The organism is Janthinobacterium sp. SUN033 (assembly GCF_030397595.1).
GTDB classification, from domain to species: Bacteria; Pseudomonadota; Gammaproteobacteria; order Burkholderiales; family Burkholderiaceae_D; genus Janthinobacterium; species Janthinobacterium kumbetense.
This window is the reverse complement of the sequence record NZ_JAPQNV010000003.1, coordinates 147,390-167,544: the sequence shown is the minus strand read 5'-3', so window position 1 is coordinate 167,544 and position 20,155 is coordinate 147,390. Positions and strand designations below refer to the sequence as shown.

Here is a 20,155-nt window from a genome sequence, read left to right as displayed (position 1 = left end):
CCTGCCTTGCCGGTGACGATGCGCGAACGGCTGCGCAGGAATGGCCGCGGGCTGCTACACTGAAGTTGGCCGCCCGGGGCACGCAGGCTGTCCCCGGCCCGGCAAGATCAGCGTAAAATCAGCGTACAGCTTGACTTCAGCTTTAGCTTGATCCCAGCTCGATTGCGGAGGCAACCATGCAAGAACAATTTGTCAGCATTACGGCCGATGAACTTCAAATGGATGGCGTGCTTGAAATGCCCGAACGGCCGGTGGGCATCGTCCTGTTTGCCCACGGTGCAGGCGCCGACAGCGACTACCTGGGCGCTTCCAGCCACGCCACTTCCCAGGATTTTTTGCGAGCGGGCATCGCCACGCTGCGCTTCGACCAGGGCGGCGTCGAGCCTGGCGGCGGCAGCAATGGCCACGCGTATTTCGTGCGCAGCGATATCGTGCTGCTGGCGCGCCAGCTGGAAAAAGCCCTGGGCTGGCTGCAGCTCGACCCGTCCACGCGGCGCTTGCCCTGCGGCCTGTATGGCTATGGCACCAGCGCGGCCGTCGTGATGCAGCTGGCGGCCTGGCGCAGCGCGGAAATCGCCGCGCTGGCCGTGTGCGATGGCCAGGTGGAAATGGCCGGCAAGGCGGCGCTGGAAAACGTGCGCGTGCCGTCGCTGCTGATCGTGGGCGGGCGCGACCCCGACGTGGCTGGCCTGAACCGCATGGCGTTCGCCACCTTGCGCTGCGACAAACAATTGGAACAGATCGCCGCCCCTGGCGGCCCCGACACGCGCCACCAGGCGGCCTTGCTGGCCACGGACTGGTACACGCGCCACTTCAACGGGCATACCAGCACGGCGCAGTAGCGCAGCGGCTCAGGCGGCGCGCAAGTTCTTCGCATGGAAGCGCACGTGCTCTTCCATGAAGCTGGCGATGAAGTAATAGCCATGGTCATAGCCGGCATGGCGGCGCAGTTGCAGGGGCTGGCCAGCGTCGCGGCATGCCGCTTCGAAGACGTCGGGGAACAGTTGCTCGGGAAGGAACTTGTCGGCCAGGCCCTGGTCGATCAAGATGCCTTCGGGGAACAGTGGCGGCTGGCCCTGCAGGCCGTGCATCAGCGCGCTGGCGTCGTATTGCTGCCAGCTGGCCTCGTCGCTGCCCAGGTAGCCCGTGAACGCTTTCTTGCCCCACGGACATTGGCTCGGTGCGGCGATGGGGGCGAAGGCGGAAACGGAGCGGAACAGGTCCGGGTTGCGCAAGGCCAGCACCAGCGCGCCGTGGCCGCCCATCGAGTGGCCGAAAATGCCCGTGCGTTGCGCATCGATGGCCAGTTCCTGCTCCAGCAAGGCGCGCAATTCCAGGATGTAGCTGTACATGCGGTAGTGGCTGCTCCACGGCGCCTCGGTGGCGTCCACGTAAAAGCCGGCGCCCACGCCGAAATCCCAGGATTCGCTCTCGCCCGCGACGTTCGCGCCACGGGGGCTGGTGTCGGGGGTGATCAGGATCAAGCCTTCTTCCGCGGCCACGCGCTGCGCGCCGCCTTTGATCATGAACGTTTCTTCCGTGCAAGTCAGACCCGCCAGGTAAAACAGGGCGGGGCGTTTGGTGGCGGCCACGCTGCCTGGCGCCGTATCGGGAATGAAGGCCGAGAAGCGCATGGGCAAGCCGATGGCTTGCGCGTCGTGGCGATAAAAGCGTTGTACTCCGCCAAAACAGGCGTGTTCACTCAACAGTTCCAGCATGAATTCTCCTCGTTAATCTCACAGTATAGCCAGAGTGGGGGAGCGCTGTCATGGGCGGGCGCCGGAGGCGCGTCACCACTTGCAGCCGCTGTCGCCCGTCGCGCCTTTCAGCAGGAAGGGCAGTTTGGCCAGGCCGGTGAATTCCACATTGCCCAGCCGCGGCTTGTAATCGTTGTCGCACTTGGGCCGCGCGGCGCTGGCGATGGCTTGCGCCGTCTTGTTGCTGGTTGTCAATGCTGGCCCGGCAAGGGATGGCCCCTCCTGGCGCGCCGCTTCCCTGGTCTGGCGTTTCAAGGCGTCAAGATCGAGCGCAGCGGGCGGCGGCAATGCTGCGGCGTCGGCAGCGGGCGCGGGCATTGCTGCTGGCGCTGGCGTGATGGCCACGGCATGCCGGGGTCGCGCCTGGCTTTTTGAGACGGCTGGCGGCAGGGGGCGCGCGGGCCGCGCTACGGGGGCCAAAAACAGCATTTGCATGCTGCGCTGCGGCAGCAAAGGGGGGGGCGGAAGCTTGTTTGAACGCAGTACTTGCCACAGCAGCACATGCAGCAGCACGGCGATGCCGGCACCGGCAAGCATGCGTGCCGATCCGCGTGGCAGCGGCAGGGACCGCATCAATCCAGCATGGCCGCGATGAGCGGCAGGGTATCTTGCGCCGGCGCTTCCGTCTTGAAGGCCAGCAAATGGTCGGCGCGCGTCTTGCCCAGGTTGATGGCGGCCACGGGCTTGCCCGTTTCGGCTGCCATGCGGCACAGGCGAAAGCTGGAATACACCATGACGGACGAGCCCACCACCAGCAGGGCGCCAGCTTCCATCATTTTGCGCTCGGCTTCGGCCGCGCAGGCGGCGGGTACGCCATCGCCGAAAAACACCACGTCCGGCTGCAGGGTGCCGCCGCAGCGGGGACAGACAGGCAGGTGGAAGGTGGCCAGCTGCGACGGCTCCAGCAAGGCGTCGCCATCGGGCGCCGGCGTGGCCGTGGCGCCCAGCAGCTGCGGATTGTCGTGTTCGAGCTGATCCTGGATCAGGCGGCGCGTGTGGCGAGCCCGGCAATCGAGACAGACCACGCCATGTATGCTGCCGTGCAACTCCGTGACTGCCGGACTGCCCGCTTGCTGATGCAGTCCATCCACGTTTTGCGTGACCAGGCCGCCTATTCTCCCGCGCCGGGCCAGTTGCGCGATGGCCAGGTGGCCGGGATTCGGCGTAGCGCGCGCCAGGGTCGGCCAACCCACCATGCTGCGCGCCCAGTAGCGGCGGCGCACGGCTTCCTGGCGGCGAAAATCGGGGCCTTGCACGGGCGCATTGCCACGCCGCACGCCTTGCGTGTCGCGGTAATCGGGTATGCCGGACGCCGTGCTGATGCCGGCGCCCGTCAGCAGCAGCACGTCGGGATGGCGCCGCAGGAACTGCGCCAGCTGATCGAGGGCGTGGTGGGTACTGGCTGGCGGCTGGCTGGCTGAGGAAAAATTTTGCATGATGCGCCATGCTAACCGAAAAGCACGGCGCCGTTGCAAGGGGCCGGCTTACTCCAGCTTCATGCCGAAACGCTGCAGCCGAGGCTGCCAATGCTCCTGGATATTGGCCGAGACGAGGATGCGCTCGGCCTTGCCGATCAGCAATTCACGGGGCACGAAGCCGAAGTAACGCGAGTCGGCGCTGTTGTCGCGGTTATCGCCCAGCATGAGGAAATGGTCGGCCGGCACCGTCACGGGAGCAAAGCTGCGCGCCGCGCCCGCCATTTGCGGCAAGACCTGGATGCGGTGCTGCTCGGTCGGGTTGCGTTCGCGGATGCGCTGCGCCGTCAGCTGCCCCAGGTGGGCGACGGTTTCCGGCGCCGTGTCGAGCGCCGTGTACTGCGCCGGCTGGCCATTGATGACCAGCTGTTCATTGCGCATTTCCACCGTGTCGCCGGGCAGGGCGATGATGCGCTTGATCAGGCGCGTACCGTCTTTCGGCGAGGAAAAGGTGACGATGTCGCCCCGCTGCGGTTCGCCCAGGCGCTGCAGCATGATATCGGTGAGCGGCACTTTCAGGTTGAAGGCGAGGCGGTTGACGAAGACCACGTCGCCTTCGAGCAGGTTGGGGCGCATCGACGCCGACGGGATGGGATTCCAGTCCGCCATGGCCGTGCGGAACACGCCGAACAGCAGAAGGAACATCAAAAAACCTTTGTTGGCGCGCATCCATGTGCTCATGTCGGCTCTTTCGCTGGGCAGTGCCCGTGAGGGTGAAGGGAAGCGCCATTGCTGCTGGCGCCATATCACGATGCACGGCGAGACTGAAGCCAGTCTTAAATCAACGCAGGCGCGGCCGATGGCGTGACCATTGTTGCGTGCACGCATCACCCTGTCTCAGGGATGCCGGCACGGCGCATGCGCGTCGTCGTCGCCGTTGCGCCGGCGCTTGCCGTGCATCTCGTCCCACAGCTCGCCGAGCGCCACCAGCAAGCCGCCAGCCACGAAGGGGATCGCCACCAGCCAGGGAATGCTGTCGAGCCAGGGACCCAGCAGGGTGGCCGAGGCCACGGCGATGGCGATGGCGCTGCCCCAGAAGCGGCGCGGATGCCGGAGCGTGAACAGGTAGTGAAGGTCGTTCATAAATCCTCCTTGGTGAGCAGGCGGAACAGCCGGGCGGCCAGAATGCTGCTGACGGCAATGACGATGCAGCCATCCAGGAAAAACAGCACCTTGCCTACCAGGTGCATGCCCTGCACGAGGTAGACGGGCAATTCCTGCGCTTCCGCCCACTGCGTCATGCGTGCCAGCACGATGGCGGCGGCAAAGATGGCGACGGCCAATGCCAGCACCAGCAGCACATGTTCGAACAGGCGTAGCCGCACTTTCATGTTGGACTTTGCAAGATAGATAAGATTCCCGAACCTTGACGTTATCAGTCCATTATCACGGTACCTTGCGCTGCCACAAAGTCGCGGCCGATAGCCTGAAAACGGCGTTGAGCCCGCAAAATACGGCTATTTGAACGCCTTGATGACGGCGTCCAGCTTGACCTTCAGCGACTTGTCGTGCGCGTGGATGGCCGGCACTGCGCGCTGCACGTCCAGCAGCTGGTAGACGGCCGTCTGCGCCGCGCGCACCGAGTATTCCACGGTGAAGACGACATCGTCGGCGATTTCCACGAACTGGCTGACGAAGGCCAGGTTGACGGAGTTGGCCGGCACGGGCAGGGGACGGTCGCTCTTCGCGCGGGGCATGAACATGCTGGTGATGTACGGCATGCTGCAGGGAATGCAGTTCGCCGTGGCCATGAGCTCGAGGTCGAAGTTCAGGTGGCCGCACAGCTCGCGCAGGATATCCTCGCCGCTGCAGTCGGACATGGGCTTGGCGACGAAGTTGCCGATGCGGTCAGGGTGCAGCGCGTAGCCCCAGAATACTTGCACGCCCGCGGGCTGGCCAGCGAAATGGGGCTGGTGCGCCAGCACGATGGACATGAGCCAGTTGCTGTCCTTGAAGGTGACGAGGCCGCCTGTGCCCGCGCTGTTGCCCGTGAAGCGTTCCATCCTGTCAAAGAAGGCGCCGTCCTTCAGGGTGACCGTGTACGAGGCCCAGTACGATTCGGGGATGCTGCTGTTGAAAGCGGCGGGACGGCCCAGTTGCGGGCGTCCCTCGGCCAGCTTTTCCCACAGGCGCCAGCCTTGGCTGTCGTGCTTCGTGCGCCTGGCGGGCGCGCGGTGCATGCTGCCATAGCTGGACGCATCCGTCATCGAGGCATTCTGGAAAAACACCAGGTCGTCCGCGGCGACGGGGACCACGTCGGCCAGGCCGCGGCGCTGGCAGGCAATGGCGGTGGCGCTCAGGCGGCCATCGGATTCTTGCACCTCGATATCGGTCACCGTGCAATCCATGATGAGGTTCACGCCTTGCGCCTGCAGCCAGGCGACCAGCGGGCGCACCAGCGAATCGTACTGGTTGTAGACGGTGCGCTTGACGCCGGCCAGGGTTTCGATGCGCGAAAACTCCAGCATGAAGCGGTGCAGGTAGTGCTTGAACTCGACGGCGCTGTGCCAGGGCTGGAAGGCGAACGTGGTGGCCCACATGGTCCAGAACCGGGTGTCGAAGAATGCGGGCGAGAGCCAGTCCGTGATGGCGCCGCTGCCCAGCGTGTCTTCGTCCGCTTCCGTCAGCTTCAGCAATTCCAGCCTGTCCTGCATGGAAAAGCCCATGCTGCTGACGTCGACCTTGAAACGGTTGCGGTCGACCAGGCGCGCGCGCGAGTGGGGAAGGTGCAGTTCGTTGAAGGCGACGGTTTCGTCGTAGACGCTCTGGCCCGCATGCTCGAGCGAGGGGATGCTCTTGAACAAGTCCCAGGTGCACTCGTAATTGTCGGTGGTCAGCATGCGCCCGCCGCGCAGGGTATAGCCATCTTCGGCATTGCCGCCGCCGTCGAGGCTGCCCCCGGTCACGGGCGACGCTTCGAAAATGGTGATGTTGCTGCCTTGCATGCCGCCGTCGCGTATCATGAAGGCGGCCGCGGCCAGCGAGCCGATGCCGCCGCCGACGAGGTAGGCTTTCTTGTCTGTATTGCGCATGTTGTTCCCTGAGTGTGAGTGCATCCGCGTGCGCGAAAGGCTGGCAAGCGACATGGCCGACGTCGCGCCACATTTGCCTATTTTGCAACATCAGGTAAGGGCTGCCTGTTTTAGAGAGCAGTTGTTCGGTTTTTCAGGCGCCCGCGTGTTCCTTGCGCCGTTCAAAGTACAGCAAGTCCGACCAGGCATCCTGGAAGCGCATGGCTTTTTCCGAACGGCCATACTGGTGAAAGCCGTTGCGCTGCATGACGGCGACCGAGCCCAGGTTTTGCGGCCGCGCCGTCGCTTCCAGGCGCCACAGTTCCAGTGTGCCGAAAGCCTCTTCCAGCAGCAGGGCCACCACGCGCGTGGCATAGCCGCGTCCGCCGAACCGTTCGCCGATGCGGTAGCCGAGCGTCGCCTTGTTGAAATAGGGGCGCGTGACGGCCGTCAGGTTGACCCGGCCGATGATTTCCCCGTCCAGTTTGGCCAGATACTGGTAGGCGAGATCCTGCTGGCGCTCGCGCTGCGCCTGCTCGATGGCGGCGGCGATGGCTTCCTGGTGGTAATAGGATGGCGCGCGCGCCGTAACCCAGCTTTCAAAGTACGCGCGGTTTTCCAGTTCGAAGGCCAGCAAGGTGGAAAGGTCGGCGCTGGAGGGGGCGAACAACTGAAGGCGGTCGAGGTCTGGCATGGGATCGTGTGGGAATGCGATGCGCCATTATAATCAGCTCGCGCATCTCGCCGCACATGCATGAATTCATGAAGGAGCAGCATGCTGTCCCATATCTGTCTCAGCACCAACGACTTTCCCCGCGCTTACGCGTTCTACACTGCCCTGCTGGGAGAGCTGGGCTTGATCGAAAAATTCCATGACCGGGACAAGCCCTGGGCGGGCTGGATGGCGCAGGATGCGCCGCGGCCCTTGTTCGTGCTGACGGCGCCGCACGACGGCTTGCCGGCGGCTCCCGGCAATGGCCGACGGCCTTGCTGGCGGCCAGCCGCGCGCAGGTGGACCGCTGCCACCGGGCCGCGCTGGCGCTGGGCGCCGTGTGCGAAGGGCCGCCCGGCCTGCGGCCCCATTACCACGCCCATTACTATGGCGCCTACTTCCGCGACCTCGATGGTAACAAGCTGTGCGTGTGCTGCCACGCCGGGGAATAATTCCGGCCGCTAGTAAACCATCAGATGAAGCTTCTACATTCGTCAAACAAAAGCATACTTCGTCCTCAAATACATTTCCTCATTAGAAAAGTTAGACTTGGTTTGGTCATCAAACTACAGCTAATTTGCATTTGAAAAATTATTGTTTGGGATGATGAATTTTAAAAATAAGAAGATTTTGCATCTGCGATAAGCAGCCTCTGGAATCCGAGTTTCTTATCCATTGGTTTTTTGAGGCCGAGAATATTGTCGCGGTTAATTGATGCATTTAAAAAGCAAGAATTGTTCGGAAGCGGAATTTACCTGGCACTGGCTCGTTATATAATTCAAGGATATTCGGTTGTGCGAAGTCAGTGTTGTGGTGACGCCAATCAATTTTATTATTGACGACTATTAAAAGGTGAGGAGGAACCGTATGGCACGTATTAATCTCAACGTACCGTTTTCTGAGAAAGACGAAGCCAAGCAACTTGGAGCTCGATGGGATGCTACCCTGAAGGTTTGGTTTGTGCCTGACGGTGTGGACTCCAGTGCTTTTGGTCGTTGGCTGCCGACGGTACCGGACGTTAATATTCGATCACAGCGTTATGGTATCGCTCAAACAGAGACAGTTTGCTGGAAGTGCGACGAGTTGACGCGAGTATATGGATTTGTTTTGCCACCAGGGCATCAGACGGTAGAGCAGGACGAGGACGGTGTCGATGAATGGTATGAGCACGATAGTTCGGCGATGGCTCTTTACGTTACTGATCTTCCACCTACCGTTATCGCTCGTCTTAAACCGATAACACGTCACTATTACGTGGACTTCAGCAAAACTACCAACAGCTCATATTGGATGAACCACTGTGAAAACTGCGGTATGAAACAAGGCGATTTCGCGATATATTGTGAGCCTGGGGGCGCTTTCTTTCCGATGGACGAGTATGCCACTTCAAAGATTTCACTTCAATCTGTGCATGAGCCATTTTGCTGTAATGGAGATGCCGCGTATGGCGGACTATTCGAAGACAACTGACGATTCGTGGCTGCTATCCGCGCCAAAGTAGGTCATATTTCGCTGCAACCCAACAGTGAAGTTTCCCGCGACAATGGTATCGAGGATTGCATACGTAGCATTGTTCAAGACTTGTAGTCGGTATTCCGATCAACAACTTGCTGCTCCAGCACTATCGTTAGCTGCGATTTCTCTTATTTCAATTGCATCTAAGAAGTTTTCTCATGTTTGCATTCAGCGTGGCCCCCACACGTTGGCTTCCGTCCACCCCAGTTCCGCAAAATCCTGCACCCGCTCGCCCGCTTCGCCGGCGCAATAGAATTCGTCGAGCTGGGGCGGCGCGATGCGCGTGCCGGCCAGCATGGCGTGCACTTGCCCCCGGTGGTGGATCTGGTGCTGGAACAAATGCGCGAGCATGCGCTGGCGCGTATCCACTTGCGGCGTGTCGCGCAGGATCGTCACGGGCCGCGCCAGGTCGGCGTCGCACAGGCTGCGGCAGTGGGCGATCAGGCGCGCGTCGGACGCATGCTGGGCCGCCTGCAGCGTGGCGCAGTCGGTAAAAGGCTCGTCCTGTTCAAAGAAGGCATAGCAGTCGGCATGCGGCGCCTCGCCGCGCAGCTCGCGCTCCAGCGCGTCGAGATAAAACCAGTCGCATGTGAGGATGTGGTTCAGGGTGAACTGGATGGTGGGGAAAAAACTGACGCGCGTCGCCTGGAATTCGGCCAGATTTAGCTCGCCGCAGGCTTTCAGCAGGCGGTGGTTGCTCCAGGCGTTGTTGTACGCCTGGGTGGTGACGTAGCGGGCCAGCATGTTGCTCATGATTTACCTTGCAAAGAGGGGAAACTGCGAGAGCGCCACTGTAGCACTTTGCGGCAGGTGGACCAAGGCGGCCACGCCCATCGCACCGGCACGGCTGTCATCAAGTAAAATCGCGCAGCGGATGTCGCGATAGTGATGCATATAGGGCTGGAAAAGCAAAATGGGTTGGATAGGAAAATTACTGAACGGCGGCGAAAAAAGCAAGCTTGCGCCAGTCACGGCAGCGGCGGCGCCCGAGATGACACGGCAGCCAGCGACCATCGCCGAAATCGATGCCATCTACTACCGCTGGCTGGCGGCCGCGGGTTCGGCGCAGGCGACAGCGCAGGCCGAACAGCAGATTCTGGACGAGTTGACGCGCCTGGCCAGTGAACCGATCGCCGGCGCCGCGCTGGTGCCGCGCATTCCCGCCATCATTCCGCAGTTGATGCGTACCTTGCAAAATGAAAACATGAGCGCGGCCGAGCTGTCGCGCCAGCTGGCCCAGGACGTGCCGCTGGTCGCCGAGGTCTACCGCGAAGCGAACCGGCCCCGCTACCATTCGCGCTACAACGCCAGTCCGTCGATCAACAATATGGAAGGCGCCATCATGCTGCTCGGGCAAAACGGCATGCGCATGCTGCTCGCCCGCGTCGCCTTCCGCCCCATCGTCAGCATGCAGAGTGGCGGGTTGACCATACGCACGGCGCCGCTGATCTGGCGCCAGTCCGAGAAATGTGCGCTGGCGGCCAACCTGGTCGCGCCCGCAATGCAGGCCAACGCCTTCGACGCCTATCTGGCGGGGCTGATGGCCAATGTGGGCCTGGTGGTGGCGTTCCGCCTGATCGACCAGATGCACGCGCCCGATGCCTTCCCGCAATCGGACGCCTTCATTGCCCAGGTGTTTGCGCAAGCGCGCATCTTGTCGGTACGGATCGCCGAATTATGGGAGTTTCCCGAGTCCGTGACCCGCGCGATCGGGCAGGCCGGCGCCGATGACCACGCCGATCCGCAGGCGCAAGCGCTGGCGCTGGGCGACCGCTTGAGCAAGCTGCGCATGCTGGTCGATACTGGCCGCTTTCCTGCCGATGATCCCTTCGTGATGACGGGACTGAGCAAGGCCGAGCTGCAGGTGTTTGACAAGCTGGCCGACGACGACGACGAGGACGACGAGTGATGGCCGCAGGCCGGTCGAACTGCACCCCGGCCCGGTAGCAGATTCTTGCGGTCAGGGCCGCGATTGCGTGGTAATCTGGCAACTAAATGAGTGGCCAATGTACCACTCCATCCTGCCGTATGCCCATGCTGCCGAGGAGGTTCCTTGCTTCCATTTCGCCGTTCCATGCTTGCCGCCGCGTGTTTGGTAACAGCGGCGCAGCCCTGCGCCGCCGCGCCGGACACACTGCCCGTCAAACCGGCCTTTGCACCGTCCGCCTGCGCAGTGCCGGTGCTGCCCGGCGAAAAGATAGAGTGCGGCATGCTGACCGTACCCGAACATCGGGGCAAGGCCGATAGCCGCGCCATCGCCTTGCCGGTCATGATTTTCCGTAGCGGCGCGGCCACGCCCGCCGCCGATCCCGTCGTGTATCTCCCGGGCGGGCCGGGCTTGAGCAGCATCGACGGGCGCAGCAGCGGCAAAGGCAATCCCTTCCTGCTGGAACGCGATCAGATACTGCTGGAAGGACGCGGCAACAAGCATGCGCAGCCTTCGCTCGCCTGTCCTGAGCTCAATGCGCTGCGGGCGGCGGAGGCCTCGCCGGCCGCGCAGACCGAGGCCGTTGCGCGCTGCCGCGCCGCACTGGAGGCTTCCGGCATCGATCTGGACGGCTACACGTCGGCGGAATCGGCGGACGACCTCGACGACCTGCGCCGCCTGCTCGGCATCGCGCAGTGGAACCTGATCGGCTACTCCTACGGCACCCGCCTGGCGCAGACGGTGCTGGCGCGGCATCCCGAGGGCGTGCGCAGCGTGGTGCTCGACTCCGTGCTGCCGGTTGACGTCAACTATGACGAAATGGCCGCCGCGCCGCTGCGGCGCGCCATCGACCTGGTCCTCGACGGTTGCGCGACGGAACCCGCGTGCGACGTGCGCTACCCGGACTTGCGCGGACGCTTGGACGCGCTGCTTGTGCGCGGGGACCGCGACGGCATCGCGGCGCCCGGGCGCGTGCTGCGCCGGCGCGATATCGTCAATGCCCTGGCCGAGGGCTTGCAGCAGCCCGCGCTGATCCCCGCCTTGCCTCGCCTGATCAGCGAAGCGGGGCAGGGCCGTCCGCAAGGCTTGCTGCCATTGCTGCGCAGCGCTCCTTCCAGTTTCAACTGGGGACTGCGCCTGTCGATCTGGTGCGGCGAGGAGATGCCGTTCGAGCAGCCCGGCCGCATGGCCGCGCAAGTGGCGCCGGCCCTGGGGCTGGGCGGCGTGGATAACCGCACGGCGACGCCCGGGATGTGCGGCGCCTGGCGCGTTGCAGCGGCTGCGGCGTCGGCTAACGATGCCGTGAAAAGCGACGTGCCGGTGCTGATCCTGGCCGGCGAATTCGATCCCGTGACGCCGCCAGCCTGGGGCCGGCGCCTGCTGCGCAGCATGCCCAACGCGCGCTTCGTGCAGATACCGGGCCAGGCGCATGGCGCCATGTTCAACCGCTGCGGCGGACAGCTGACACTGGCATTCCTGCGCGACCCGCGCGCGCCCTTGAACCTCGATTGCGTGGCGAAGATGCCAGGGCTGGTGTTTGCCGCCGATTAGCGCGCAAAGTAGAGCGCATGCAGGTGCTCGAGGTCGACCTCTGAGGCGGCCTGCGACAGCGCCACCTTGCCGCTTTGCATCAGGTAGACGTGATCGGCCACGCCGACGGCGCGCGCCGTGTTCTGCTCGACGAGGATGATGGTGCGCTTGCCGTCGTTCAGGCGCGCGAGGATCTCGAACAGCTCGTTGACCACCAGCGGCGCCAGGCCCAGCGAAGGTTCGTCGATGATCAGCAGCGATGGATCCGACATCAAGCCCCGCGCCATGGCCAGCATCTGCGCCTCGCCGCCGGACAGGGACCCTGCCAGCTGCCTGCGGCGCTCGTGCAGGCGCGGGAACATGGCGTAGGCTTCCGCCAGGCGCGCAGGCATGTGGCTGCGGTGCTCCTTCGGAAACGCGCCCATGATCAGGTTTTCTTCCACGCTCATGTCGCGGAACGTCATGCGCCCCTCGGGTATCATCGTGACCCTCGCGTCGCTCATCTTCCACGTCGGCGTGCCGTTGATGGGCGTGCCATCGAGCGCGATGCTGCCCGCGCCCACGGGCAGCAAGCCCATGATGGCGCGCAGCAGAGTGGTCTTGCCGGCCCCGTTCGGGCCGATGATGGTGGTCAGCTTGCCCTTCTGGATGGACAGCGACACATCCCACAGCACATTGATGGCGCCATAGCCGGCGCGCAGATTCTCTATGTTAAGCATGCGCGGCTCCCGTATAGCTTTCGATGACAGCCGGGTCGCGGAAGACCGCATCGGGCGTGCCGTCGGCGATCAGCTGGCCGAAATTGAGCACGGCCACGCGCTGGCACAGATTGCTGATGGTTTCGATATCGTGCTCGATCATGACGATGCCCACGCCAAAGGCGGCATGCAAATCCTTCAGCATGCCCATGAAACGGCGCTTGCCATTCGTTTCCAGGCCCGCCAGCACTTCGTCCAACAGCAGCAGTTTCGGGTTCGTCGCCAGCGCCTTGGCCACTTCCAGCGCTTTCAATTCCGTCAACGCCAGTTCGCTGGCCGCGTCGCGCTGTGCCTTGTCCGCCAGGCTCGTGAAGTCGAGGATTTCATCGATCTTGCGCATATCTACCTTGCCGGTGCCGAAACGCTGCGCCACGACGAGGTTTTCGCGCACCGTCAATTCATGCATGGGCTGCGGGATCTGGAAGGTGCGGCCCAGCCCCAGGCGCGCGCGCTGGTACATGGGCGTGGCCATGATGTCGCGCCCCTCGAAGCTGATGCCGCCGCTGGTGGGGCGCACCAGGCCGGAAATGGCGTTGAACAGGGTGGTCTTGCCGGCGCCGTTCGCGCCCACCAGGCCGATCACGTCGTGGCTGCCCACCTTCAGGGTGACGGAATCGACGGCCGTCAGGCCGCCGAAGCGCACGGACACATTATCGAGTTCAAGCATGTGCTTTTTCCTTCGCTTTGACGAGTTTGCGCAGCAGCGGCAGCAAGCCGTTCGGACTGAAGACGATCATCGCCACCAGCAGCATGCCCAGCACCAGCTGGTGGCCCGTGGGGATCAGCGATTTGAAAATCAGCTGGTCGACCAGGTAGACCACCACGGCGCCCAGCACGGGGCCGAGTATCGTGCGGTAGCCGCCGAAGATGGCCGCCACGATGGGCAAGGTCACCCACAGGCTGTTGAAGGCGTAGTCCGGTTCCAGGAAATTGATGTAGTGGGCGTTGAAGGCGCCGAACAGGCCCGCCATGAAGGCCGACACGAGCAGCATGGCGCCTTTCAGCAAGGTGCTGTTGACGCCGACGACGCGCGTGGCGTCTTCGCTGTCGTGCATGGCGCGCAGGGCAATGCCGTAGTGGCTGGCGCGGATGCGGCTGTAGGCAAACGCGCACGCCACCACCAAGGTCAGTACCACCAGGTAGGCGCCTGTCTTGCTGGCCAGGTCGAAGCCGAAGACGGTAGGCAAGGCCGGGATATTGTTGATGCCGCCGGCGCCGCCCGTGACGGAACTCCATTCCGTGGCCAGGATGCGGAAGATGTGGGCGTAGGCGAGGATGGCCAGCGCAAAATACGGACCGCGCAGGCGCAGCACGGGCAGCATGATGACGGCGGCGATGGCCGCGCCCGCGCCACCGAGCAGCATGGCGGCAAACACGGGCAAGCCCAGTTTTACGGTGGCCAGCGCGGAGACATACGCGCCTACGCCGAAGAAGGCTGCGTGGCCGAAGCTGACCATGCCGCCCAAGTTGCCCAGCAGGGCCCAGGACATGGCCACGCCGCCGATGATCAGGGCCGCCACCACCATGCTCATCACATACTGGTTGGCGCCCAGGGCCAGCGGCACGACGATATACGCGGCCAGCAGCAGGCCCGCCGTGGAAATCAGTGTCGAGCGCTTCATCCGCGCCTCCGTTGTGCGCCGAACAAGCCGTTCGGCATGATGAACAGCACCAGCAGGAACAGCACCATGCCGGACAATTCCTGCAGCGCGGAGCTGGCCAGGGTGACGGTCAGCGCCTCGGCCACGCCCAGCAGCACTGCGGCCAGCAGCACGCCGGGAATGGAACCGATGCCGGCCAATACCGTGATGATGAAGGCTTTCACCGTCAGCGCGCCGCCGTAGGCGGGCTGGATCACGCCATAGCTGAACAAGGCGACGCCGGCGAAGGCGGCCAGGATACCGGCGACCAGGAAGGACACCAGTTCCGTGCGGCCCGGGTCGATGCCCATCAGCTTGGCCGCGTCGCGGTTGCTGGAGACGGCGCGCACGGCGCGGCCATACCAGCTGGTGGACAGCCAGCGCCACAGCGCCGCCATCAGCACCAGGCTGACGCCAAAGAAAATCACTTCGCTGCGCATGCTGAAAAACGGGCCGATTTCAAACCCTTCCTGCAGCCAGCTGGACGACGTCGAGCGGATGTCGGCCTTCCACACGAGCAGGATGAAATTGGTGAGGATGACGCCGATGCCGTAGGTAAGGATCAGCGAATTGATTTCGCGGTCCTTTTTGATGCGGCTGACGATCAGGTAGACGCCCACGGACGTCAGGCTGACGATCACCAGTGCGATGGGAATGGCGAACATGGGACCGAGTCCCAGGCCCGATTCGACGCTGTAGGCGATGTAGGCGGCCAGCAGCACCAGTTCGCCGTGCGCCAGGTTGATCACTTTCATGGTGCCGAAGACCAGCGCCAGTCCCAGTGCGATCAGGGCGTAGGAGCCGCCCTGCAGCAAGCCCGAATACAGGGCTTGCAAGATTAATTCTGTCATGTCGTCATCCCGTCAGGCAGCCGACGAGCATCGCGAGGATGCGCCAGGGCTGCCGTTCATCGGTGCGCGCCCGGGCGGACGCGCGCGTGCGCAGCGGGAGGCTGCCTACCAGGGCAGGGCTGGATAGGCCAGCTTGCCCGTGGCGTGTTCCTTCGGCCAGACGATCACCACTTTCTTGTCCTGGTGCTGCGCCATGCGGTGCACGAAGTTCTGGTTGTCGCCGTTGGCGGCGAACTGCACCCGGCCGATCAGGGTTTCGCGGTCCGTCTTGCGCATTTCCTCGGCCACGCCGCCTTTCTTGATGGTGCCCTTGTCGGCCGCGCGCGCGATGGCTTCGAACAGCAGCATCGACTGCACATAGCCGAACTGGCCCAGGTAGTCCGGTTCCTTCTTGTACAGCTGCTTGTAGGCGTCGCTGAACGCCTTGCCGTCGGCCGTCTTGAATTCGGTAGGGAAGGGCAGCAGGGCCGTGCCGAAGACGTTCGGCATCAGGTCGGGGAAGTCGGCCGCCATTTTTGGCGTGGCCAGCGACCACACGCCCACCATGGCCTTGATCTTCGGCTTCAGGACGCGGGCGGCGCGGATGATGCCCACGTAGTCGTTTTCATAGCCGACCATGGCCACCACTTCCGATTTGTCCTGCAGCTTGATCTTGTTGATGATGGGCTTGAAGTCCGTAATCGCCGGGTCGAACGAGTGCGTCGTCACTTTCACGCCCTTGGCTGCCAGGGCTTTTTCCACGTCCTTCGCCAGGCCCGTGGTGGCGTCCTTGGTCGAGTACACGATGGAGACGGACTTGGCGCCCACGTCTTGCAGCAGTCCCAGCATGGCTTTTTCGTAGCCGGCCGTGTTATTGATGCGGAAAAAATTCTTGCGCCCGCTGGACACCAGGCTGTCGTCCACGCCGCCCGAGGTGATGTAGACGAGGCCCAGTTTGTTCGCCGTGTCCGAGGCGGGCGATATATTGTTCGAGCCATAGCCGCCCGTGATGGCCACCACGCCCTGGCTGGCCAGCTTTTCCACGGCGGCGATGGCCTTGGCGGGTGCCGATTCGTCGTCGACGGTGATGATCTTGATGGTGTGCTTGCCGTTGGTCTTGTTGAAGACTTCGGCCGCGACCATGATGCCTTCCTGCATGCCGGCGCCGACGCGCGCCAGGTTGCCCGTCAGCGGGATTTCCGCGCCGACCAGGAATTCGTCGGCGCTGGCCTGCGTCATCCAGGCGCTGGCAACCAGTGCTGCCATGGCGATGCGTGTGTAGGTGCGTTTCATCGTGTCTCCTCCGGTGATGTGGCTTGGTTTTATTGTCGGTTCTGGTAATACATGGTCAACTTATCGTGCATTCTGCGCCATTTGCCGCAGCTGCCCCTTTAAAATCTTGCCCGTGGCGGCGGCCGGCAGCGCGTCCATGACGATGATGGCGGACGGGCATTTGTACGGCGACAGGGTCTGCGCCAGCCAGGCCTGCAATTGTGCCACGCTGGCGGGCTGGCGCGGGTCCAGCTCCACGTAGGCGATGACGTCCTCGTTGCCATCGGCCACGGTGCGTCCCACCACGGCCGACTGCACCACGGACGGGTGGGCGTTCAGCGCCGTTTCCACTTCCAGCGGATACACATTGAAGCCGGAACGGATGATCAGCTCCTTGGTGCGGCCGACGATGAAGAGGGCGCCGTCGGGATCCTGGCGCGCCATGTCGCCCGTATTGAGCCAGCCGCCATCGCGCATGGTGGCCGCCGTCATGGCCGGTTCGCGGTAATAGCCGGCCATGACGTTCGGCCCGCGTATCCACAGTTCGCCCGGCTCGCCCGGCGCCACATCAAGGCCGTCAATGCTCACCACGCGCACTTCCACGCCCGGTATCGGCGTGCCGACGGAATCGTCGCGGCGCGGCGCTTCCAGGCGCGTCTGGCTGATGGTGGGCGCGCTTTCCGTCATGCCGTAGCCATTGTGCAGCGCGGTGCCCAGCAGCTTTTCTACGTCGTGCTTGAGCGATGGCGCCAGCGGCGAGCCGCCCGCATACGCAAAGCGCAGCTTCGTCGGCAGCGGGGTATCGGCGCCGCCCAGGGTTTGCAGCAGTTTCGCGTACATGGCGGGCACGCCCTGCACGATGGTCAAGCCGTCGTCCTTCAGGGCCGAGAGCAGACCGTCGACGGAAAAGCGCGGCACCAGGTACAGGGCGGCGCCCGCATACAGGGTGCCGAGGGCCACCGAGGCCAGGCCGTACACGTGCGAAATCGGCAGCACGCCGTAGGCGCGGTCGGTGCTGCTCAATCCCCGCAGGGTGCTGGACACGGCGGCGATGAACAGCAGGTTGCGGTGCGTGAGCATCACGCCTTTCGACTGCCCTGTGGTGCCCGTCGTGTAGATCAGCGCGGCCACCTGTTCGTTGCCGGGGACCGTGTCTTCGACGATAGTAGCTTCGTTCAAGTCGCCGACCAGCAGCTCGCCCATGCCGTCGACCGTGGCGCTGGCCGCGCCCAGACGTGCAGCATGCGCGGCCGCTTCCGGCGAGGCGCCGGCCAGGAACAGCACGCGCCGCGCGGAACTGTGCGTGGCGATGGTGTCGATTTCCCGCGCCGACAGCCGCGCGTTGACGTTGACGATCCACGCGTCGATGCTGGCCGCCGCGAAGATCAGCGCCACCTGCAGCGCGCCGTTTTCTCCAACCACCATCAGGCGGTCGCCGGCGCGCACGTCCAGCTGGCGCAGCAGCTGCGCGGCATTTTCTACACTGTGCTGCAGCTGCGCATAGGTCCAGCTGCGGCCAGCTTCATGCAGCGCGGGCGCGTCCGGCGCGCGCGCCGCCCAGTGGACGGGGATGGCCGACAGGCGCGCCGGCAAGCCGGCCAGCAGGGCGGGAATATCCATGGCGGCCTCCTTCACTTTTGCGCTGCCTTGATCATGTTGCGGGCGATGACGATCTGCTGGATCTGCGTCGTGCCTTCATAGATGCGGAACAGGCGCACGTCGCGGTAGAAGCGCTCGGCCGCGTATTCGCTGATATAGCCGGCGCCGCCGTGGATCTGCACGGAGCGGTCGGCCACGCGGCCGCACATTTCGGAGGCGAACAGCTTGCAGCACGACGCTTCCGTCGAAATGTCTTCCTTGTTGTCGCGGCGGTGCGCCGCGTCGAGCACCATGCTGCGCGCCGCGTAGATTTCCGCCTTGCTGTCGGCCAGCATGGCCTGGATCAGCTGGAATTCGGCGATGGGCTGGCCGAACTGCTGGCGCTCCATCGCATACGCCAGGGCGTCGGCCAGCATGCGTTCGGCCGCGCCCACGCAGACGGCGGCGATATGCAGCCGGCCCTTGTCGAGCACCTTCATGGCCGTCTTGAAACCCACGCCTTCCTTGCCGCCGATGATGTTCGCGGCAGGCACGCGGCAGTTTTCAAAGATGACGTCGCAGGTATGCGCGCCTTGCTGGCCCATCTTTTTATCGATCTTGCCCAGCGAGAGGCCGGGCGTATCCTTTTCCACGATGAAGGCGGAAATGGCCGATGCGCCCCGCTTGACGGGGTCCGTGCGGGCCATGACGGTAAAAATGCTCGCTTCGGGCGCGTTGGTGATATAGCGCTTGCTGCCGTTGAGGATATAAAAGTCGCCGTCGCGCACGGCCGTCGTGCGCAGGGACGCGGCGTCGGAACCTGACCCCGCTTCCGTCAAAGCGAACGAGCCGATGATGTCGCCGGCCGCCAGCTTGGGCAGATAGTATTGTTTCTGTGCTTCCGTACCGTCGATGACGATGCCTTGCGAGCCGATGCCGTTGTTCGTGCCGATCAGCGAGCGGAAGGCGGGCGAGGTGCGGGCGATTTCAAACGCGACCCGGACTTCTTCTTCCATGCTCAGTTCCAGGCCGCCGTAGGCTTCCGGGATCGACAGGCCGAACAGGCCCAGTTCGCGCATCTGCGCCACGATGGCGGGCGGGATGGTGTCCGTTTCAGCTACCAGCGCCTCGTTCGGCACCAGCACTTCGCGCACGAAACGGGCGATGCTGTCGAGCAGGATGTTCAGGGTTTCTTCGTCGCGTATCATCAGGGTCCTCGGAGGCGATGTTGAGAGGGGGCGCGCAGTCTAACCGCGGCCCAGGTTTTTTTCCACTGTCTTGACCAGGGCGACCAGGCGCGGTCCCAGGTCGGACTCGAGTTTTTCGCGCGACAGCAGGAAGGCGGGGCCGCCGCAATTGAAGGCCATCACCTGTTCGCCGTCGGCACCCAGCATGGGCACGCCCACGGCATGCACGTCGTTCTGCCATTCGCCGGCCGAGATGCAAAAGCCCCGGTCCTGGTAATCCTTGAAGCCTTGTTCGATGCCGGCCTTGATGCGCGGCCAGCGTTCCGTCTCGTGCACGCGCGCATGGTCCATCAGGTAGTCGCGTTCGGCCTGCGGCAGGATGCACAGCAGGGCCTTGCCCATGGCCGTCGTCATCAGGGGGATGCGCGAGCCGACGTCGAGGCGCAGGGTGACGTTGGCGCTGCTGCGGCACGTTTCCACGTACACCATGCTGAGGCGGTCGCGCGTGCCCAGCGAAACGGAGGCCTGCGCATGTTCGGCCAGTTCTTCCATCAGCGGGCGTGCCATCTTGCGCACATCGAGGTTCGACAGCATGCGGTAACCGAGGGCCAGCACGCCGGCACCCAGCTGGTACTTGCCCAGGCTGTCCGAATAATTCAGGTAGCCGAGTTTGGTGAGGGTATAGGTCAGGCGCGAAATCGTCGGTTTCGGAATGCCCGTGCGCCTGGCCATGTCCGCATTCGACAGGAACACTTCGCCGGGGCGAAAGCAGCGCAGTACTTCCAGCCCGCGCGCCAGTGCGTTGACGAACTGGCGGTCCTTGCCTTCCTCGTCATCGCTGAAGACGATGAGTTCCGGATCTGCTGTGGTCTGAATATTTGTCATATTTGCATTCATTTTCAGGCTCCCTGGAAATCAGTTTGCCTAGCCAAAATCGACGTGTCAACCATTTTGTGAAACATT

General features: G+C 63.7%; 22 protein-coding genes and 1 pseudogene. 5 read left to right on the top strand and 18 right to left on the bottom strand.

The window, feature by feature from the left end; translation table 11 throughout:
* Positions 1-176 precede the first annotated feature (176 nt).
* Positions 177-842 (top strand): hypothetical protein, encoded by a 666-nt coding sequence (locus OX460_RS13785; protein ID WP_077402643.1) that lies wholly within the window; start codon positions 177-179, stop codon positions 840-842.
* A gap of 9 nt (positions 843-851) precedes the next feature.
* On the opposite strand, the gene fghA is transcribed toward OX460_RS13785, so the two are convergent.
* From fghA to OX460_RS13745, 8 genes are all read right to left on the bottom strand, one after another.
* Positions 852-1,718 carry an S-formylglutathione hydrolase gene (fghA, locus tag OX460_RS13780; RefSeq protein ID WP_285817200.1) on the bottom strand — a complete coding sequence of 289 codons (867 nt, stop codon included), beginning with the start codon at positions 1,716-1,718 and terminating at the stop codon, positions 852-854.
* A 72-nt stretch (positions 1,719-1,790) separates the two neighbouring features.
* On the bottom strand, positions 1,791-2,294 hold the full coding sequence (locus tag OX460_RS13775) for a hypothetical protein (RefSeq protein ID WP_289898993.1): 504 nt from the start codon (positions 2,292-2,294) through the stop codon (positions 1,791-1,793).
* A 35-nt stretch (positions 2,295-2,329) separates the two neighbouring features.
* Positions 2,330-3,193 (bottom strand): NAD-dependent protein deacetylase, encoded by an 864-nt coding sequence (locus OX460_RS13770; protein ID WP_289898992.1) that lies wholly within the window; start codon positions 3,191-3,193, stop codon positions 2,330-2,332.
* A 48-nt stretch (positions 3,194-3,241) separates the two neighbouring features.
* The gene (gene lepB / locus OX460_RS13765) at positions 3,242-3,913 is read right to left on the bottom strand and encodes a signal peptidase I (protein ID WP_289898991.1); all 672 of its coding nucleotides are present in this window, start codon (positions 3,911-3,913) and stop codon (positions 3,242-3,244) included.
* Positions 3,914-4,069: 156 nt separating this feature from the next.
* On the bottom strand, positions 4,070-4,315 hold the full coding sequence (locus OX460_RS13760; protein WP_289898990.1) for a hypothetical protein: 246 nt from the start codon (positions 4,313-4,315) through the stop codon (positions 4,070-4,072).
* On the bottom strand, positions 4,312-4,563 hold the full coding sequence (locus OX460_RS13755) for a hypothetical protein (protein WP_099664541.1): 252 nt from the start codon (positions 4,561-4,563) through the stop codon (positions 4,312-4,314). The genes OX460_RS13760 and OX460_RS13755 overlap by 4 nt, the downstream gene beginning before the upstream one ends.
* A gap of 126 nt (positions 4,564-4,689) precedes the next feature.
* Entirely contained in the window at positions 4,690-6,288 is a 1,599-nt protein-coding gene (locus tag OX460_RS13750; RefSeq protein WP_289898989.1) for an oleate hydratase, read from the bottom strand.
* A 109-nt stretch (positions 6,289-6,397) separates the two neighbouring features.
* Positions 6,398-6,937: a GNAT family protein gene (locus OX460_RS13745; protein WP_289898988.1), complete on the bottom strand. Its 540-nt coding sequence runs from the start codon at positions 6,935-6,937 to the stop codon at positions 6,398-6,400.
* An 81-nt stretch (positions 6,938-7,018) separates the two neighbouring features.
* Between OX460_RS13745 and OX460_RS13740 the strand changes: the two are divergent.
* Together OX460_RS13740 and OX460_RS13735 are read left to right on the top strand one after the other, a co-directional pair.
* A pseudogene (locus OX460_RS13740) lies at positions 7,019-7,407 on the top strand (VOC family protein).
* Between the two features lie 415 nt (positions 7,408-7,822).
* A complete protein-coding gene (locus OX460_RS13735; protein WP_289898987.1) occupies positions 7,823-8,425 on the top strand; it encodes a DUF5710 domain-containing protein in 603 nt (200 codons plus the stop codon).
* Positions 8,426-8,638: 213 nt separating this feature from the next.
* Here OX460_RS13735 and OX460_RS13730 read toward each other — a convergent pair whose 3' ends face one another.
* Both OX460_RS13730 and OX460_RS13725 read right to left on the bottom strand, forming a co-directional pair.
* Positions 8,639-9,223: a DinB family protein gene (locus tag OX460_RS13730; RefSeq protein WP_289898986.1), complete on the bottom strand. Its 585-nt coding sequence runs from the start codon at positions 9,221-9,223 to the stop codon at positions 8,639-8,641.
* A gap of 3 nt (positions 9,224-9,226) precedes the next feature.
* Positions 9,227-9,427 (bottom strand): hypothetical protein, encoded by a 201-nt coding sequence (locus tag OX460_RS13725; protein ID WP_289898985.1) that lies wholly within the window; start codon positions 9,425-9,427, stop codon positions 9,227-9,229.
* Positions 9,428-9,461: 34 nt separating this feature from the next.
* Here OX460_RS13725 and OX460_RS13720 point away from each other — a divergent pair, with 34 nt between their 5' ends.
* Positions 9,462-10,379 carry an HDOD domain-containing protein gene (locus OX460_RS13720; RefSeq protein ID WP_289898984.1) on the top strand — a complete coding sequence of 306 codons (918 nt, stop codon included), beginning with the start codon at positions 9,462-9,464 and terminating at the stop codon, positions 10,377-10,379.
* Positions 10,380-10,679: 300 nt separating this feature from the next.
* The gene (locus OX460_RS13715) at positions 10,680-11,948 is read left to right on the top strand and encodes an alpha/beta hydrolase (protein ID WP_289898983.1); all 1,269 of its coding nucleotides are present in this window, start codon (positions 10,680-10,682) and stop codon (positions 11,946-11,948) included.
* Here OX460_RS13715 and OX460_RS13710 read toward each other — a convergent pair.
* From OX460_RS13710 to OX460_RS13675, 8 genes are all read right to left on the bottom strand, one after another.
* The gene (locus tag OX460_RS13710; RefSeq protein ID WP_289898982.1) at positions 11,945-12,646 is read right to left on the bottom strand and encodes an ABC transporter ATP-binding protein; all 702 of its coding nucleotides are present in this window, start codon (positions 12,644-12,646) and stop codon (positions 11,945-11,947) included. The two genes, OX460_RS13715 and OX460_RS13710, sit on opposite strands and share 4 nt — an antisense overlap.
* Positions 12,639-13,352 carry an ABC transporter ATP-binding protein gene (locus tag OX460_RS13705; RefSeq protein ID WP_289898981.1) on the bottom strand — a complete coding sequence of 238 codons (714 nt, stop codon included), beginning with the start codon at positions 13,350-13,352 and terminating at the stop codon, positions 12,639-12,641. The genes OX460_RS13710 and OX460_RS13705 overlap by 8 nt, the downstream gene beginning before the upstream one ends.
* Positions 13,345-14,307, bottom strand: coding sequence for a branched-chain amino acid ABC transporter permease (locus OX460_RS13700; RefSeq protein ID WP_289898980.1), 963 nt, complete (start codon positions 14,305-14,307; stop codon positions 13,345-13,347). Before OX460_RS13700 ends, OX460_RS13705 begins: the two co-directional genes overlap by 8 nt.
* Complete coding sequence (locus OX460_RS13695; RefSeq protein ID WP_035817692.1) at positions 14,304-15,176, bottom strand: branched-chain amino acid ABC transporter permease; 873 nt, start codon at positions 15,174-15,176, stop codon at positions 14,304-14,306. The genes OX460_RS13700 and OX460_RS13695 overlap by 4 nt, the downstream gene beginning before the upstream one ends.
* Before the next feature lie 105 nt (positions 15,177-15,281).
* Positions 15,282-16,448, bottom strand: a complete 1,167-nt coding sequence (locus OX460_RS13690; RefSeq protein ID WP_099664533.1) for an ABC transporter substrate-binding protein — start codon at positions 16,446-16,448, stop codon at positions 15,282-15,284.
* A gap of 60 nt (positions 16,449-16,508) precedes the next feature.
* Positions 16,509-18,047 (bottom strand): AMP-binding protein, encoded by a 1,539-nt coding sequence (locus tag OX460_RS13685; protein ID WP_289898979.1) that lies wholly within the window; start codon positions 18,045-18,047, stop codon positions 16,509-16,511.
* A gap of 11 nt (positions 18,048-18,058) precedes the next feature.
* Positions 18,059-19,213 carry an acyl-CoA dehydrogenase family protein gene (locus OX460_RS13680; protein ID WP_289898978.1) on the bottom strand — a complete coding sequence of 385 codons (1,155 nt, stop codon included), beginning with the start codon at positions 19,211-19,213 and terminating at the stop codon, positions 18,059-18,061.
* Positions 19,214-19,252: 39 nt separating this feature from the next.
* Positions 19,253-20,077, bottom strand: a complete 825-nt coding sequence (locus OX460_RS13675) for an IclR family transcriptional regulator (protein ID WP_211547423.1) — start codon at positions 20,075-20,077, stop codon at positions 19,253-19,255.
* Between the last annotated feature and the right edge of the window lie 78 nt (positions 20,078-20,155).